The organism is Streptomyces sp. NPDC049837 (assembly GCF_040674455.1).
In the GTDB taxonomy this organism is placed as follows: domain Bacteria; phylum Actinomycetota; class Actinomycetes; order Streptomycetales; family Streptomycetaceae; genus Streptomyces.
The window spans coordinates 324,679-341,186 of sequence record NZ_JBFAMP010000002.1 but is presented as its reverse complement, the minus strand read 5'-3'; the positions used below and the strand labels follow the sequence as shown (position 1 = coordinate 341,186).

12 protein-coding genes are annotated in these 16,508 nt (G+C 74.3%); 7 read left to right on the top strand and 5 right to left on the bottom strand.

Annotated elements, in window-relative coordinates; all coding sequences use genetic code 11:
- Positions 1–56: 56 nt before the first annotated feature.
- The 4 genes from AB0J57_RS06160 to AB0J57_RS06145 are packed head-to-tail and all read right to left on the bottom strand — an operon-like array spanning position 57 to position 6,020.
- Positions 57–1,271 (bottom strand): type III PLP-dependent enzyme, encoded by a 1,215-nt coding sequence (locus AB0J57_RS06160; protein WP_366126791.1) that lies wholly within the window; start codon positions 1,269–1,271, stop codon positions 57–59.
- Positions 1,268–3,004: an IucA/IucC family protein gene (locus tag AB0J57_RS06155; RefSeq protein WP_366126790.1), complete on the bottom strand. Its 1,737-nt coding sequence runs from the start codon at positions 3,002–3,004 to the stop codon at positions 1,268–1,270. The genes AB0J57_RS06160 and AB0J57_RS06155 overlap by 4 nt, the downstream gene beginning before the upstream one ends.
- Positions 3,004–4,794, bottom strand: coding sequence for an IucA/IucC family protein (locus AB0J57_RS06150; protein ID WP_366126789.1), 1,791 nt, complete (start codon positions 4,792–4,794; stop codon positions 3,004–3,006). Before AB0J57_RS06150 ends, AB0J57_RS06155 begins: the two co-directional genes overlap by 1 nt.
- On the bottom strand, positions 4,791–6,020 hold the full coding sequence (locus tag AB0J57_RS06145; protein WP_366126788.1) for an ATP-grasp domain-containing protein: 1,230 nt from the start codon (positions 6,018–6,020) through the stop codon (positions 4,791–4,793). Before AB0J57_RS06145 ends, AB0J57_RS06150 begins: the two co-directional genes overlap by 4 nt.
- Before the next feature lie 192 nt (positions 6,021–6,212).
- Between AB0J57_RS06145 and AB0J57_RS06140 the strand changes: the two genes are divergently transcribed.
- The 3 genes from AB0J57_RS06140 to bfr all read left to right on the top strand — a co-directional run bounded on the left by AB0J57_RS06140 (position 6,213) and on the right by bfr (position 8,427).
- Complete coding sequence (locus AB0J57_RS06140; protein WP_366126787.1) at positions 6,213–7,070, top strand: (2Fe-2S)-binding protein; 858 nt, start codon at positions 6,213–6,215, stop codon at positions 7,068–7,070.
- Positions 7,071–7,112: 42 nt separating this feature from the next.
- A complete protein-coding gene (locus AB0J57_RS06135) occupies positions 7,113–7,835 on the top strand; it encodes a DUF2470 domain-containing protein (RefSeq protein ID WP_366126786.1) in 723 nt (240 codons plus the stop codon).
- Between the two features lie 112 nt (positions 7,836–7,947).
- Positions 7,948–8,427: a bacterioferritin gene (gene bfr / locus AB0J57_RS06130; protein ID WP_366126785.1), complete on the top strand. Its 480-nt coding sequence runs from the start codon at positions 7,948–7,950 to the stop codon at positions 8,425–8,427.
- Positions 8,428–8,470: 43 nt separating this feature from the next.
- On the opposite strand, the gene AB0J57_RS06125 is transcribed toward bfr, so the two are convergent.
- Positions 8,471–10,042 carry a PucR family transcriptional regulator gene (locus tag AB0J57_RS06125; protein WP_366126784.1) on the bottom strand — a complete coding sequence of 524 codons (1,572 nt, stop codon included), beginning with the start codon at positions 10,040–10,042 and terminating at the stop codon, positions 8,471–8,473.
- 191 nt (positions 10,043–10,233) lie between these two features.
- Here AB0J57_RS06125 and AB0J57_RS06120 point away from each other — a divergent pair, with 191 nt between their 5' ends.
- The 4 genes from AB0J57_RS06120 to AB0J57_RS06105 all read left to right on the top strand — a co-directional run bounded on the left by AB0J57_RS06120 (position 10,234) and on the right by AB0J57_RS06105 (position 16,372).
- Complete coding sequence (locus AB0J57_RS06120) at positions 10,234–11,733, top strand: cytosine permease (RefSeq protein ID WP_366126783.1); 1,500 nt, start codon at positions 10,234–10,236, stop codon at positions 11,731–11,733.
- Positions 11,734–11,768: 35 nt separating this feature from the next.
- The gene (locus tag AB0J57_RS06115; protein ID WP_366126782.1) at positions 11,769–12,584 is read left to right on the top strand and encodes a lysyl oxidase family protein; all 816 of its coding nucleotides are present in this window, start codon (positions 11,769–11,771) and stop codon (positions 12,582–12,584) included.
- Positions 12,585–12,673: 89 nt separating this feature from the next.
- Positions 12,674–14,770: a DUF4139 domain-containing protein gene (locus AB0J57_RS06110; RefSeq protein ID WP_366126781.1), complete on the top strand. Its 2,097-nt coding sequence runs from the start codon at positions 12,674–12,676 to the stop codon at positions 14,768–14,770.
- Between the two features lie 9 nt (positions 14,771–14,779).
- A complete protein-coding gene (locus AB0J57_RS06105; protein ID WP_366126780.1) occupies positions 14,780–16,372 on the top strand; it encodes a mucoidy inhibitor MuiA family protein in 1,593 nt (530 codons plus the stop codon).
- Positions 16,373–16,508 lie beyond the last annotated feature (136 nt).

Genomic DNA, 16,508 nt, shown 5'->3' with positions numbered 1-16,508 from the left:
GGACCACCCGGTCCGCGCGGCGGCGCTTTCGCGTCAGCGGCCGGAGAACTTTGGCATCAGCGGCCCAGGAAGTGGAAGCCCGGCCGGGGATGCATGAGGAAGTCGTGGTGCGAGATGTTCCACGCGTAGGCTCCCGCGAGGCCGAACGCCACCCGGTCGCCGGCCCGCAGCCCGGGCGCCGGGACATTCCGGGCGAGAACGTCCTTGGGGGTGCAGAGCTGGCCGGTGAGGGTGACCCGGTCGTGCCGGGCGGAGGGACGCGGCCAGGGGTGGGGCCAGGCGTCCACGGGCAGGACCGAGCAGGGCTGGTCGTGCCCCTTGGTCGCGGGGGTGCGCAGGTGGTGGGTGCCGCCGCGGACCACGGCGAACTCCTCGCCGTGGCTGTGCTTCACGTCCAGGACCTCGGTGGCGTACCAGCCGCAGTACGCGGTCAGGGCGCGGCCCGGCTCGATACGGAGGGTCAGGCCGGGGTGCGCGGCGGCGAGGCGGGCGAGGCCCGCGCCGTACGCGGTCCAGTCGAACCGGCGGTGCGGGTCCGCGTAGTCGACCGTCATGCCGCCGCCGACGTTGACCTCCGCGAGGCGGACGCGGTGGCGTGCGGCCAGGCCGGCGGCCCAGGTCACGACGGACTCGGCCACCGCGAGCTGTTCGGGCGCGCCGAGGCCGCTGGCCAGGTGGGCGTGGACGCCGCGCAGTTCGAGGTGGGGGTGGGTGCCGTCGGTGAGCAGGCGGACGGCCGCGTCGGCGTGGGACGGGTCGAGGCCGAACGGCGTCGGGCGGCCGCCCATCGCCAGCGAACTGCCCGCCAGCGAGCCTTCCGACAGGGGCAGGTTGAAGCGGAGCAGGACGGCCACGCGGGCGTCCGGCGCGGCCCGTCCGGCGCGCGCCGCCAGCTCGGCCAGCATGTGGAGCTCGTGCGTGCTCTCGACGTGGAAGCGGGCGACGCCCCGCTCCAGCGCGGCCGCGATCTCGGCCGGGGTCTTCCCCGGGCCGCCGAAGGCCAGCGGGTGGGCCGGCACCGCCTTGCCCACGTGCGCGAGCTCACCGCCCGAGGAGACCTCGTAGCCGTCCACGTACGGGCCGAGCGCGGCCAGGATCTCCGGCTCCGGGTTGGCCTTGGCCGCGTAGTGGAGCTCGACGCCCCCGGGCAGGGCCGCCCGCACGGCCGCCGCGTGCTCGCGCAGGGCGGCCAGGTCGTAGACGTAGGCGGGCAGCTCGGCGGAGGACAGGGCGAGGACGCGGTCGCGTACGGCGGCGGTGGGAGTGGTCATCGGGCGGCGCTCCGGACGGGGTCGGCGGTGGACGGCACGTCCTCCGCGAGCGGTGAGGGCAGGCGTACGTAACCGGCCTCGCGGTCGGCCTTGCGCTCCCAGCGGGTGAGCAGGTTGGCCTTGGCGGGCAGCGGCGCGCCGGCGAGCAGGGCGGCGAGCCGTGGCGGGCGGTCGTGCCGGTCGGCGCACGCCCGGAGGGTGGCACGGACCCGGTCCCACAGGGCGTGCTCGGTGTGCGGGTGCAGGTCGGCGAGGGCGGCGAGCATCTCGGCGACGTGGTTGACGAGCAGGCAGTACACGACGCGGTCCCAGCCGCGCCCGGCGTCGTACGTCAGGGCACCGGCGACCTCGGCGGGCAGGGCGGCGAGGGCCCGCGCGTGGTGCTCCGGGACGAGCTTGGTGCCCTCCAGGTCCCGGAAGAGGACCTGGGCGGGCATGCCGTCGTCGTCCACGCAGACGAGGACGTTCTGGAGGTGCGGCTCCAGGACCAGGCCGTGGTCGAAGTAGGCGGCCAGGACGGGCGGGACGAGCAGTCTGAGGTACGCCGCCCACCAGTCGAGGGCGGTCTCCGGGCCCGCCCCGGCCAGGAGGCGGGAGACGTGGGCGGGGCCGGTCGCGTACTCGTCGGCGACGGCGCCCGCGAGCAGCGGGGTGGTGCCGGGCATGAGCCGGGCGGCCAGCCCTTCCCGCACGATCACGCCGAAGCCTTCGAGCAGGGCGCGGTCCGGGGTGCCGTCGGGGCCGGGCAGGGCGAGGGCGCGGTAGGCCGGTTCGCGCAGCACGGCGCTGCCGGGGAAGCGGGTGGCGAGGTCGGTGAGGACCGGCTCCAGCAGCCTGGTGAGGGCGACCGCGCCCGACAGTTCGTAACGGGCGTTCTTGCGCAGGCAGTTGGTGATGCGGACGTTGAGGCTGAACTTCAGGAACGTCTCGCCGTCGTAGAGCGTGCGCACGGAGGCGGTGGCGGCGAACGGCCGCCCGCCGCGCCCCAGGTCGAGGACGTCGCCCCGGTGGAGGGCCGCGCGCAGTGCGGGGTGGTCGCGCAGCATCTCGTACTGCCACGGGTGCGCGGGCAGCAGCCGGTAGCCGGCGGGGACGTCGGGGCGCAGCCGGTCGAGCGGGGCGGTGGCGCCGCCCTCGGCGGTCTCCTCGGCGACCAGGTGCTCGCGGACGGCGAGGTGGCGCAGCGGGAAGGAGGCCCCGGCCTCGGGTGCGTACGACCGCCAGGAGGCGGTGTCGCCGGAGCGGGCCTTGGGGGCGGGGTGGAAGCGGTGGCCGAACAGCAGGGACTGCTCGGAGGCGATGTAGGTGGCGCACCCGTCACCACCGTGGGCGGGGCCCTGCCCCGACCGTGCCGCGAGGGCGGCGGAGACGGCCCGGTGACTGGAGCCGATCTGATCCAGGAACTCCTCGTTGCGGACCCCCGTGCGCAGCGACAGCTCGTCCCGTACGTAAGCGGCCAGGCGCCGCCAGCCGACCTCCGCCCAGCCGCCTTCGCGCTGTTCCCGCACGGGCCCGGTGAACCGGTGTGCGCCGATCAGGGACGTACGGCGCAGGGCGACGCGCAGCAGCACGCCCCGGCGGGGCAGGCGCACCAGCAGGTGGCCGCCGGCGACGACGGCCTGGCGCTCGGGGCCGGACACCTCGCGCAGAAGGCAGTTGAGCAGTGTGTGGGCCACCGCCTCGTCGGCGGTGGGGAGGGTGGCGGTGCCGAGCGGGTCGTTCAGCGGAGGCATCAAGCGGCTCCAGTGCGGAGAGAGCGAGGAGGGCGGAGGTAGTTGGGGCCGGTGGTGTAGTGCTTGTTGATGTCCGCCGCGCCCGAGCGTTCCTTGGTGAGCAGGGTCCCGGCCGTGACCATGGCCTTGACGGGCAGTTCGGGCGCGTCCAGCACGTGCGCGCGGAGCACCGCGCCCGGCTCCCCCGGCGCGGTGCCGAGCCGCTCCACGGCCTCGGCCAGCCGGTCGCGTACGAGCCCGAGCAGCGTGCCGAGCGGGGCGCGGCCGTGGCGGGCGAGCCCGAAGGCGTAGGCACCGGCGCACAGGTGGACGGTGATCGTGGTGAACAGGTCGGTGACGGCCCGGTCGTCGTCGCCGAAGATACGGGCGTCGTCGAAGGCGGCCGGGCCGGGGGCGTCCGGGCCCAGGGTCTCGCGCATGCGGGCGGTGTTGACGCGCGGGCCGTCGTTGTCCTTCAGCAGCAGGCGCAGCCGGGTGCGTCCCGCGTGGCGGTCCAGTACCAGCGAGGTGTTCTGCTGGTGCGACTCCAGCGCGATGCCGTGGCCGAAGAGCGTCGTCTGCCAGTCGAGGAGCAGGGTGAGGCAGGCGTCGAGCAGCGCGACCGGGTCGCCGCCGTAGAAGCGGTCGGCGAGGTGGTCGATCAGCAGGCGGCCTCCGGGCGCCCGGCTCAGCAGGCCCGCCATGGGGACGACGACGGTGTCGTCGAGCCCGGCCGGAAAGCGGCGGCACAGCACGGCGAGGAGTTCGTGCCCGGCGTGGGCGTGGACCGTCTCGTCGGCGTGCAGCACGGTGTCGCGGAAGCGGGGTTCGCGCGCGATCACGGCCTCCAGCAGGCGCTGGCAGGCGGCGCCGTCGACGAGGGTGCCGGGCTTGATGGTCCGGCGGTTGCGCAGGCCCAGGGTGGCGGTGGCGAGGGGCAGTTTGAGGTGGAGGGCGGGGTCGGCGGTGAGTGCCACCGTGCGCATGGAGAGGGTCGGTACGGCGTCGAGGTACGGGCGCTCGGCGAGGACCGCGTCCCGCTCCAGGCCGGTGGCGCGCAGGGCCTCGCGCAGCGGGGCGCCGAGCGTGAGGGGGTGGACGGGCAGGGCGAGGTGGCTGCGGACGAGCCGCGGCAGGCCGAGCGTCGCGGGCGTGGGCCAGCGGTCCGGGAGCGGGCCGCGCACGGTGAGGGCCTCGCGCGGCACGGCGAGCCAGCGCAGCGCGAAGCGCGCGTGGAACTCCGGTGCGTACGCGCGCAGTTGGTCCTCGTCCAGCCCGGAGCGCCCCCGCGCGGTCGGGTAGACGGAGTGGTCGTGGCGGGCGGCGAGCGTGTCGTGGGCCAGGCCGCCGGCGAGGCCGGTCCAGTGGGCGGGGTCGGCGCCGTGGCGGGCGGTCAGGGCACAGGTGACGTCCTCGTGGGTACGGGCGTGCAGCCGCATGGTCGCGAGGGTCTGCCGGCACTCCTCGGCGAAGGCGTCGAAGCCGCCGCGGTCGTCCGGGTGGGCGAGCGCCCGCAGGGCGTCGAGCACCTGGTCGTGGCCGGTCAGTTCGGCGCCGTCCGGCTCCCGTACCAGCAGCGGCAGCCGGGCGGCGTACACGCTCTGGAACCCGTCCTCCTCCACCGGCAGCAGCAGTCGCTCCTCACCTGGTGCGGGCAGCCGCAGCCACCGGCCGTCCTCCTTGTCCACGAGCGTGGAGCGGCTGCGCAGGCCGACGACGTCCTCCCGCAGCAGCGCGCCGAGCACGCGGAGCAGCAGGTCCCGCTCGGCGGTGTCGGACGAGGTCGCGGCGGACGATGTCGCGGTGCTCACGGGGTGATCTCCCATCGCTGCGCGGCGAGGAAGTCGGCGGCCACGCGGTCGACGGTCTTCTGGTCGGTGCCGGTGGCCCGCAGCACGCCGAGGAAGTCGCGGTTGGTGTGGTACAGCTCGTGCCGCTCGCCGATCTCACGCAGGGGCCGGTACGTGAGGGCCACGCCGTCCACGGTCACGTCCGCCGCGGCGGGGGCGGCCGTCAGCGTGCCGGCGCTGTGGGCGCAGGGGTATTCGAGCCGGGCCGCGCCGTCGGTGCGGGCGCCGAGGTCCGCCGGGAGCGGCTGCCCCAGGTGCGTACGCAGGATGTGCTCGAAGAGCGGGATGCCGAGAAGCTCGGCGAGGAGCAGGTCGCACTGGTCGCCGATGGCACGGTAGTTGACCTCGATGACGCGGGCGCGGCCCTCGTGGACCACGAACTCGGTGTGGCAGGCGCCGAAGCCGACGTCCAGGGCGTCGAGCTGGGCGAGGACCTGCGCGACGACCGGCTCGGAGTGGGCCGGGACGAAGGTCAGGCGTTCCTCGATGAAGTACGGCGGCGGGGACAGTTCGGTGTGGAAGCCGCCCAGCACGTGGCGGACACGGCCGTCGCCGAGCGTCTCCAGGGTGTACAGCTCGCCGGCGAGGTACTCCTCGACGACCAGCGCCGCGTGCGGCCGCCGTGCCCGGATCTCCCGGCAGCGCGGCAGCAGGTCCTCGGCCTTGTCGACCAGCACCACGTCCTCACTGGCCACCCCCTCGCGGGGTTTGACCACGCACGGGAAGGGCACGTCGAGGCGGGACAGCAGGGCCGCGAGGTCCTGTCCGGCGGGGAGTCCGGCGGGGAGTCCGGCGGGAAGTTCCGCGGGAAGTTCCGCGGCCCACACGGTGTCGGCGCCGGTCGCGGCGAGATGGCGGCGCATGTGGGCCTTGTCCTTGGTACGCAGCGCGGCCCGCCAGCTCTTTCCCGGCAGCCCGAAGTACTCGGCGGCCAGGGCGGCCTGGGTCTGGAGGTGGTCGCTGTTGGTGAAGACCGCGTCCGGCGTGTGGTGGGTCGCGATGCGGGTGATGACGGCGCGGAAGTCGCGTACGTCGCACTCCCGTATGTCGATGCCGGGATGGCGGCGGCGGTGGGCTTCGGGCTGGTCGGTGAGCACGGTGACGTCGAGGCCGAGCCGGGCCGCTGCCGGCAGGAAGCCTTCGGTGACCGAGTCGGTGGGGTTGAGGGCGAGCAGGTACAACCGCATGGCGGCGGCCCCTTCCGAGTCGAAGAGGTGGGGAGGCCGACGGTTTCCGCCACATCGGCGGCGACAGCCTAGGTTAGGCAACCCTAAGGGTTCAACTTCCGCCCACCGCACGGGACATGGCCCGGTGATCAATCGACAGTCGGCTTCTGGTTAAGGTTAGGCTTACCTACCTCCCTTCACACTGGAGCGCCGATGACCATGGCACCGGGGACTGCCGCGCCCGGCCGGCCCCTGAGCACGGCCGCCGCCCTCACCAGCACCTACCTGCGCCTGGCGGCCTGTTGTGAGGCGCTCGATGTACGGGTCGCACCCCCGGGCCCGGCCCCCGGAGGGCAAGTCGACGGAGCGGAGCTGGCGGAGAGCCCGGCGGCGCTGGACGCCTTCGTCGACGCCGAGGACGCACGCATCCGGGACCGCCACGGGCACTCCCCCCGCCGGGACGTCGCCGCCTCCCGGGCACTGCACGACTACCTCTGGTCGGTCAGCCTGCTGATGAGCGGCGCCTGGTACCTGGAGCGGCGCGTCCCGCGCGTCCACCCGCGCGAGGTACGGCTCGACCCGGCGACCGGCGCCTTCGAGGTGACCCCCACGTCCGGCTTCGCCTGCCTGCCGGACGACCCGGCGGCACTCCTGCCGGAGGCACGGGTGCTCGGCCACGAGGAGGCGCTGCGCGCGGAGTTGCGGTCCGCCGTCGCCGACCACGTACGCCCCCTGCTGGCCGCCGCCGGCCCGTACGTCCGGCGCGGGCCGCGCGCCCTGTGGGGCATGGTCGCCGACGACCTCGTCTCCGGCATCTGGTACCTGGGGCGGATGCTCGGCGAGGAGGAGTGGGCCGTGCGGGCCGCGACCGAGCTGCTCCCGACCGGCCTCCCGCCGTTCCCGGGCGGCGCCGACTTCCGCGTCCTGAGCGGCCGGAAGGGGCAGCGGTACCCCACCCGCACCCGGCTCGGCTGCTGCCTCTACTACAAGCTGGAGCCGGCTCAGGCATGCCTGACCTGCCCCCGGACGTGCGACGCGGAGCGCGTGCGGCGGCTGGACGGGGACAACTGACTCCACTAGGTTAGGCAAGGCTTACCTAATTGGAGGTTCCCCATGAGCGCTCCCCACGTCCCGGCACCGGGACCGGTACCGAGCAGCGCCGAGCACGTCCGTTCGGTGCTGGCCCGGGCGGTGTCCCTGACGCTCACCACGGAGGGCCGGCAGTACGACCTGATCGGTGCCCACGCCGTCGACAGGAAGGGCCGGGTGACGCTCCATCCGCCGGCCGAGAGCCCCCTCGCGGCACACGCCGCGTGCGCGCCGCGCGGCGCCCTGGCCGCGCTCATGGAGTTCACCGACATCGCCCCCATCTCCGTACGCGACCGGGTGCGGGCCAAGGTGGCCCTCTCCGGATGGCTCACCCCGGCCGGGCCGCCGGACGACAACCGCCTCCGCCTCGACACCGCACGGGCCACCCTCACGACGGTGACGGACACGGCGACGCACACGGTGGACGTCGGCCTCGACGAACTCGCCCGGGCGGAGGCGGACCCCCTGGCCGTCGACGAGGCGGCCATGCTGACGCACCTGGCCGACGCCCACCAGGACGTGGTCACCCGACTGACCCGGCTCGCCGGACCGCGCCTGCCGCACGGTGTCGTCCGCGTACAGCCCCTCGCCCTGGACCGCTACGGCATCACGCTGCGCTGCGAATACGCCACGAACCACCGCGACGTCCGCATCCTTTTCCCGGCCCCCGCGTACGAGGCCGCCCAGGCGGGCGACCGTATCCGCGAGCTGGTCCGCAGAAACACATCCGTGGAAATACATCCGTAGAAAAAGCAACAATTCCGAGCCGACCAAGCAAGGCCTAACTTCCTGGAACCGATCAGTTCCACGGTGCCACGATGGAGGAGTCCGCCCGCCCACGTGCGGAAGGAGCCCCGCCATGAAGGGCGATTCCGAGGTCGTCGAATTCCTCAACGAGCAGCTCACCGCCGAATTGACGGCGATCAACCAGTACTTCCTGCACGCGAAGATGCAACAGAGCCTCGGCTGGACGCATCTCGCCGAGCGCACCCGCCACGAGTCGTTCGAGGAGATGAACCACGCGGAGGTCCTCACCGACCGCATCCTCTTCCTGGACGGCCTGCCCAACTACCAGCGGCTGTTCCACGTCCGCGTCGGACAGACGGCCAAGGAGATGTTCGAGGCCGACCGGGAGATCGAGGTCGAAGCGATCGACCGCCTCCGGCGCGGCATCGACGTCATGCGCGCCAAGGGCGACATCACCTCCGCGAACCTCTTCGAGTCGATCCTCGCCGACGAGGAGCACCACATCGACTACCTGGACACCCAGCTCGATCTGATCGAGAAGCTGGGCGAACCGCTGTACCTCGCCCAGGGGATCGAACAGTCCACGAGCTGACGTCCCGCACCCGGCATCACCGGCATCACCGGCATCACTGGCATCAAGGGAACCGTCCGCACAGGTGCGCGGCCCGCAGCGCGAGCCACACCTCCGTGAGGTCCGCCGTCGACGACAGGTCCTTCCCGCTGAGCCCGGAGAAGCGGCGCAGCCGGTAGAGCAGGGTGTTGGGGTGGATGTGCAGCGCCCGCGCCGCCTCCTCGGTGGACCGGTCCCGCTCCAGCCAGGTCAGCGCCGAGAGCACCAGCGCGCTGCCGTGCTCGGCGTCGTAGCGCAACGCCGCGCCGAGCACCTGGTCCACCAGCCCGTGCAGGACGGACGGGTCGTCGTGCAGCCAGCGTTCCGTCATGTCGTCCCCGAACACCACCAGGGACGCGCCGGAGGCGCCCGCCCGCCGGAGTGCCAGCACGGCTTCGCGCCGCGCGAGGCCCAGGCTGCCGCCGGGGGCGAAGGGGCGTGAGACGCCGGCTCTGGTGCGCGGCAGGGCCGTGAGCGCGGAGCGCGCGTCCGGGGAGTCGGTCAGGAGCACGTACAGCCCTTCGTGCCGGCGCAGCACCAGGTGGGGCACGGCCGAGTCGTCCAGGGCCTGCACCACCGCGGCGTCGTCCAGCGGCCCGTCGTCCCCACCGTCGAGGACGGCGAGGAGGACGGGCGCGCCGGCGGCCAGCCCCAGGCGGCTGAGGTGGCGGCGGGCGGTGTCCGGGTCCAGGACGTCCTGGAGGAGTTCCGCGAGCGTCTCCGCCCCCTGGCGGCGGAGCGTCTCACGCTCGTGACGCACCATGGAGACCTGGAGGGCCGCGACGGTCGCTATGTGCTGGACGACGCCCAGCCCGGCCGGTTCCGCGCCCTCGCCCCGCGGCTCGCCCTCGCCTCGCGCGCCTGCCTCCCCTCGCGGCCCGCCCTCCCCTCGCCGGTCGGCCTGCCGTTCCAGCGCCAGCAGGTAGCCGGCCGGTCTGCCGGGGGCGGGCACGGGCAGGACGTACCCGCCGGGGACGGTCGGGGCGGGGTCGGCGGAGCCGGGCAGCAGCGCCGCGTGCCGGCCGGGGGGTACGGGGACGCCGGGCAGCAGCGGGCCTCCGGCGGGCGTGCACAGGTAGAGGGCGTAGCCGGACAGCTTCTCCAGCTTGCGGAAGAGCTCCGCCGCGGTGAGGTCCCCGGCGGCCAGCCAGCGCAGGGCGCCGAAGACCTGGAGCTCGGTGCCGAGCCGCCGCCGTGCACCGGCCTGGAGCGCGGCGGCCACCTCCTGCGCCACGGCGATGAAGGGCACCTGCAACGGCAACTCCAGTACCGGAAGGGACCTTTCGTCGGCCGTCGCCAGGAACTCCTGGCGCAGCGGGGGGACGTGCAGGTGCGCGGAGAGGGCGAGCGCGGCGACGCCCGCGTCGGCCAGCCGCTCGACGTAGGCGCGCTGCCGGACGGCGGTGCGGGGAACCGCGATCCCCGTCGTCATGATCAGCTCCGCGCCGAGCAGCCACGGGGTGGGGTCCTCCAGCTCGCTCACATGTGCCCATGAGACGTGTCGGTGCAGCCCCTCCTCGCCCGCCAGCACGCGCAGTTGGAGAGCGGGGGAACGCACGAGGTCGCCGACCCGGAGAGCGGCTGTCGGTGCTGTCATCGCGCACATGCTGCATCGTGGCGCGCCACAAAGGAAGAGGTCGCGTTTGAGTGCCGCACAATTGCCGTCCCGTTCGTGGTGACCGCACACTCGGGCCTCCGGTTCCGGGCTGTTCCGTCCCGGAGCGAACGAGAACGGGAGGGTCCATGGCGGTCCGGCCTGACCATCGCTCAAACCCCGATCCCAGCCGCGTGGAGGTCATCGAAAGCCTCTCCATCCAGCACGTCCCCTTCGCCGGGCGGCACGGCAGGCTGTGGAAGCAGGGGCCCTTCTGGTTCCAGGGCAACTTCCAGCCCTTCACCCTGTCGCTCGGGTTCATCGGCCCCGGGCTCGGTCTGTCCATCGGATGGACGGTGCTGGCCGGCGCGCTCGGGCTGCTGGTGGGCACGTTCTTCATGGCGTTCCACGCCAGCCAGGGCCCGCGGCTCGGGCTGCCGCAGATGATCCAGTCACGCGGCCAGTTCGGGTACCGGGGCGTGATCGTGCCCCTGGCGGCGACACTGTTCACCTTCGTCGGCTTCAACGTCGTCGACACCATCATCATCGGCCACGGCCTGGAGGCGGTGTTCGGCTGGGACGTGACGGCGGTCGGGATCGGCATCACCGTCGTCGCGGTGGTCCTGGCGGTCTACGGGCACGACTGGCTGCACCGGGCGTTCCAGGTGCTGTTCTGGTGCTCGGCGCCCTGCTGGCTGGTGCTGTCGACCGGCATCCTCACCGGCCGGGTGACCGGCCAGGCCGACGCGGTGACGGACGCGGGCGGGTTCACGCTGGTCGCCTTCATGGTGCAGTTCACCGCCGCCGCCGGATACAACATCTCGTACGCCCCGTACGTCTCCGACTACTCGCGCTACCTGCCCCGCTCCACCCCGACGTCCCGGATCGTCGCCTCCGTCTTCGGCGGCGCGGCGGGGTCACCGATGTGGCTCATCCCGATCGGCGCCTGGATGGCCACCGCCCTGGGCGTGAACGACCCGCTGGCCGGCACCCGCGCCGCCGGCGACCAGGTGGTGGACGGCCTGGGCGCCGTCCTGACCCTGCTGTCGGTGCTCGCGCTCGTGGCCACCATGGGACTCAACGCCTACAGCGGCATGCTCACGGTCCTCACCGGGATCGACTCGGTGCGCCCGATCCGCCCCGGCCGGCGGGCCCGGGTGCTGACCATCAGCGGGCTCGCCGTCGTCTGGTGCGCCGTGGGACTCGGCGTGTCGGCCGACTTCTCCACCGCGCTGGGCAACGCCCTGCTGCTCATGCTGTACCTGCTGATCCCGTGGACCGCGGTGAACCTGGTCGACTACTTCTTCGTCCGGCGCGGCCACTACGCCATCACCCACCTCTTCCGCCCCGACGGCATCTACGGCGCCTGGGCGTGGCGCGGCCTGCTGGCCTACGGCGTGGGCCTGCTCCTGATGGTGCCGTTCATGGTGGTGGGCCCCTTCACCGGGCCCGTCGCGGAGGCGCTCGGCGGGGTCGACGTGGCCTTCATGGTCGGCCTCACCGTCTCCGGAGCGCTCTACCACGCCCTGACCCGCGGCATGGACCTGTCGGCGGAGGAACCCGCGGTCGCCGCCAGCGAACGCGAACTGGCGGAGCGGGACGGGGATTTCGGCGACCCGATCGCCGGGGCGACCGGGGACGGGGCGCCGAGCGGGGACGACCTCCCGGCCGTAAACCGCGCGCCCGGATCTTGACCACCGAGGTATCCACAACAACCGGAAGGACAGTCATGAGACGCACACGACGACGCCGGCCCACCGCCCGCACCTGGATGGCCGTGGCCGTGATGGCGCTCGGCACGCTGCTGGCCACCGGCTCCGGCCCGGCCTCGGCCACCGACACCCCCACGGACCGGCTGCCCGCCCTCGAACCGCTCCAGCGGGAGCTCGCGGACAACGACCTGGTCCGGGAGCCCGAAACCGGTATCACCTGGCTCCGCTTCACCGGCGCGCCCGCGAACCTGGGCTCGGGGGCCCTGCACGTCACCGGGCGGCGCACCAAGGAGGAGGCCGCGGCCGCCACGCCCGGCAACAACGTGTTGCCCGCGTACCAGCGGATCACCCGCTCCGACGGGTCGTCCTACGAGGTGCCCGTCGGCCTGATGACGTACCACGACGAGCACAAGCACTTCCACATGGAGGGCATCTCCCGCTACCGGCTCATCGACGCCGGCGGCCAGGTGGTGCGCGAGTCGCCGAAGGTCGCGTTCTGCCTGGTCGACCTGGAGGTCGTGGACTCCACGCTCCCCGGCGCCCCCGTCAACCCGGTCTACAACTCGTGTTCGCACAACGCCAACGCGACGACCCTGACGATGGGCATCTCCGTCGGCTGGGCGGACGTCTACGACAAGGCGCTGGACGGGCAGTCCTTCGACGTCAGCGCGCTGATGGAACTCCCGCCGCGGGAGTACACGCTGGAGATGACGACGAACCCGCTCGGTCTCCTGCACGAGTCCCACCGGGCGGCCCCCAGGACGACATCGGTGAAGGTCACGATCGGCCAGGGCGTACCGGTGGGCGTCGGCGGACCACGTCCGGGCGTCTGACCGGCGGCACCGTACGGGGCGGTGGGAGACCTCTCCCGCCGCCCCCGCGTAGGCTTCGCTCGACACGGAGACGTCGGGGGGCGGAGCACATGACGGCTGGGGCAGCGCAGAGGTGGGGATCGACCCTCGATTCGGTCGTGGTGTACGCGCAGGGCGCGGTCTGCCGCCGCCTGGCCCGGGGCAGCGTGCCGCCGGACGGCCGGGTGCGGGTGACGGGACTGCCCCGCTCGCTGGACCCGGGCTCACTGCGGGCCCGGGTCCTCGGCGGCGCCGGGGTGCGCGTGGCCGAGGCCCGGGTGGACGTCGAGGCCGAGCCGCTGGGCACCGGTACGGCCGACGAGTTGCGCCGCGAGGTCGAGCGGCTGGGCGACGCGTACGCGGCGGCGCGCGGCCGCCGGGACCGGGAGCTGAGCCGCATCGAGGAGATCAGGGCCCTGCATCCGGTGCCGCCGGGCCGCAAGCGCGAGGACCCGCACCGCCGCACCCCGGTCGACGCGTGGCTCGAACTGGCCGGCTTCGTCGACGAGCGGCTGACGCGGCTGCACGCCCGCCTCGTCGAGCTGGAGCAGGAGCTGAGCCGCGCGGAGCACGAGCTGGCCGTCGCCACGGACAGGCTGGAGCGCGCCTCCACCGACGCACCGTCAGCGCACGTGGAGACCACGGTGTGCGCGGTGCTGACCCTCGACGGCGCCGGGGACGCGGAGGTCGAGGTGGAACTGGAGTACGGGGTGCCGGGCGCCGTCTGGGTGCCTGCCTACCGTCTCAGCCACCGTCAGGGGGACGGCAGCGGCCGTCTGGTGATGCGTGCCTCGGTCGCCCAGCGCACCGGCGAGGACTGGACCGGCGTGCGCATCGGCCTGGCCACCGCCGACCTGCGGCGCCGCACCGACCTGCCCCGGCTCCGCTCGCTGCGGATCGGGCGCCGTCAGCCCGCCCCCGCGCCCTCCGGCTGGCGCGAGCCCCCGGCGGGCCTCGCCGACCTGTTCACCGGCTACGACGCGGCGGGCCCCCGCCCCGCGACGGAGGCCCTCCCCATGGCCGTCGCGGGCGGCTCCGTTCCGCCACCGCCACCCCCACCGCAGGCGTACGGCGGGCCGCCCGGCGCGCACCCGGCGCCCGGCGGTGCGGGTGGCTGGGGTGGCGCGGCCCCCGAGGCCTACGGCGGGCCGCCCGCCCCCGCGCAGCCGACCAGGGCGCGCCCGGGCGGCGGGCCGCGTACCGGCGGCAGGTCCTTCGCGGGGCCGCCCGCCGCCATGGCGCCTGCCGTGCCTCCGGCGCCTGCCGCACCCGGCGCACCCGCGGCTCCCGGGGCGGCCGCACCCCCACCGCCTCCGGCACCGGTGGCCGGCCCGCCCCGGCCGAGCGGTGCCGAGCTCGACTACGCCGCGCTCGTCCTGTGCGGCCCCGATGAGCCGGGCGACCGCCGGGGGCGGCTGTTTCCCGACTCGCCCTTCGACGCGGTGGCGGCCGAGTACCGGAGGCGCGCCGAAGCGGTGGCCGCGCTGCCGCTGCCCGGGCACGCCGTGCGGCCCCGCGAGTCGGCGGGCTCCTTCGACCACCGCTTCGACGCCGGCGCCCTCGCCGACATTCCGTCGGACGGCACCTGGCACACCGTCACGGTCGCCGAGCTCCCGGTCGGCCTGCGCACCGAGTACGTGTGCGTGCCGTCCGTGGAGCAGACCGTGTACGCGACGCTGGTGCTCTCCAACGCCACCGACCAGGCTCTGCTGGCCGGCCCGGTGGAGGTCACCGTCGACGACGACTTCCTGCTGACCGCCGCGCTGCCGACGCTCGCCCCCGGCGGTGTCCGCCGCGTGGGGCTCGGGCCCGCCGAGGGCATCCGGGTCACCCGGCGTACGAACCTCCACGAGTCGGCCTCGGGCCTGCGCGGCAACACCACCGTGCTCGGCCACCGCGTCCACGTGGAGCTGGCCAACCGGCTCGGGAGGCCCGTCACCGTGGAGGTCCGCGAGCGGGTGCCGGTCACCTCGGAACCGGACGTCCGGATCGAGGAACGCGCCGACTGGACGGCGCCCGAGGAGGGCGCCGGGCCCGAGCACCATGCCCCGGGCACCCGCGTCTGGCGGGTCGGCCTGCCCGCCGGCGGCACCGCCGCCCTCGACGGCGGCTATGAGATCCGTATCCCGGCCGGCAAGGCCCTGGTCGGCGGCAACCGCAGGAGCTGACACACGCCCATGTCCACGGTCCCGTCCACGGCCCCGGTCCCGTCCACGGCCCCGGAGCCGATCCCCCTCCCCGTCACCGCCGTCACCTGCCTGGAGGACCGCGCCCACGTCGAGCGCACCGCCGTGCTCGACCTGGACGCCGGGGTCCAGCGGCTGCGTCTCGGGCCGGTCAGCGCGCTGGCGGTCGACCGTACCCTCCACGCCGAGCTGACCGCCGATCACCCCGCGACCGTGCTCGATGTGCGGATCGTCCGGAGCTGGACGCCGCGCGGGCCGCTGCCGTCCGCCGGCGACGACTCCGACCTGCGCGTCCGTGTGCACGCCCTCGAAGAGGAGCGGCTCACGCTGGAGCAGCGGCGCGACCGGCTGCGCGCCCGTCTTGACCTGCTCGGCCGCCTCGCCGCCGACCTGCTGCGGGAGATCGGCGAGGGCGCCGGTTCCGGGGAGACCGAAGCGCCCCGCTGGACCCGGGAACTGGACCGGGTGGACGACGAGCGCGACACGTACGGCGAGGAACTCCGCACCGTGGAAGCCCGGCTGGCGGCCCTCGCCGTCGAGCTGGGGGACGTCCAGCGGGCCATGGACCTCGCCGAGGAGCAGCCCGCCGAGCTGACCGGCCAGGTCGAGCTGACCGTCCGGGCGGCGGTCGCCGGGCCGGTCCGGCTGCGCCTGAGCCACCTCACCCCGTGCGCGCTGTGGCGGCCCGCCTACCGGGCCGTGCTCGACGGGGACTCCCTGACGCTGGAGACCGACGCGATGGTCTGGCAGCGCACCGGCGAGGACTGGTCGGACGTACGCCTGACGCTGTCGACCGCCCGGTCGGCACTGGCCACCGAACCGCCGCGGCTGGACGAGGACCGGCTGACGCTCAAGGACCGCTCCGCGGCGGAGCGCCGCACGGTCGACGTCGAGCTGCGCGAGGAGGAGACCGGGGACCTGGGCCCCGCCCCGGTGCTCGGCCTGCCGGGGGTGGACGACGGCGGTGAGGCGCGCGTGCTGAACTCCCCCGCCCCGGTCTCCGTGCCGTCGGACGGCCGCGCCCACCGCGTGCCGCTCTCCGCCTTCAGCACGGCCGCGAGCAGCGAGTACGCCTGCTCACCCGAGCTGTCCCCGCTGGTCACCCAGGTGGTGCGGTTCGACAACCGGTCCGGCCACGCGCTGCTCGCCGGGCCCGTGGACCTGGTCCGGGGCAGCGGGTTCAGCGGCCGCGGCACGCTGGAGTTCACCGCTCCCGGCGCCCCCGTCGAGCTGGCCTTCGGCAGTCGCGACGACCACCGGGTGGTCCGGTCCTCCGAGGAGTCCCGCGACTCGGCGGGGATCACCCAGCGGACCGTGGTCACCCGCACGGTCCGGCTGCACGTGTCCCGGTTCTCCGCCCCCGGGGAGCAGGGCGAACGGGTCGTCGTCCTCCGGGAGCGGATCCCGGTCTCCGAGGTCTCGGCGGTGGAGGTACGCCTCCGCGAGGAAGCCTGTTCCCCGGTGCCCGACGCGGTCGACGCCGACGGCGTCGTCCGCTGGGACGTCGCCCTCCCGCCCGGTGGCCGCCGCACGGTCACCCTGGTCTACGAGCTGTCGGCGAAGGGCAGAGTCACCGGGCTCTGAGCCCGCTCCCGCTTCTCACGTGGGCGGGTACACATCCCAGAAAATCTTCACATTCGAGTTCTTGTTACGCGGGGGGCCCTGCGTGTTCTCGTAGCAGTGTGGTCCGCGGTGCGCGACCATACGGACGCCGACGTGA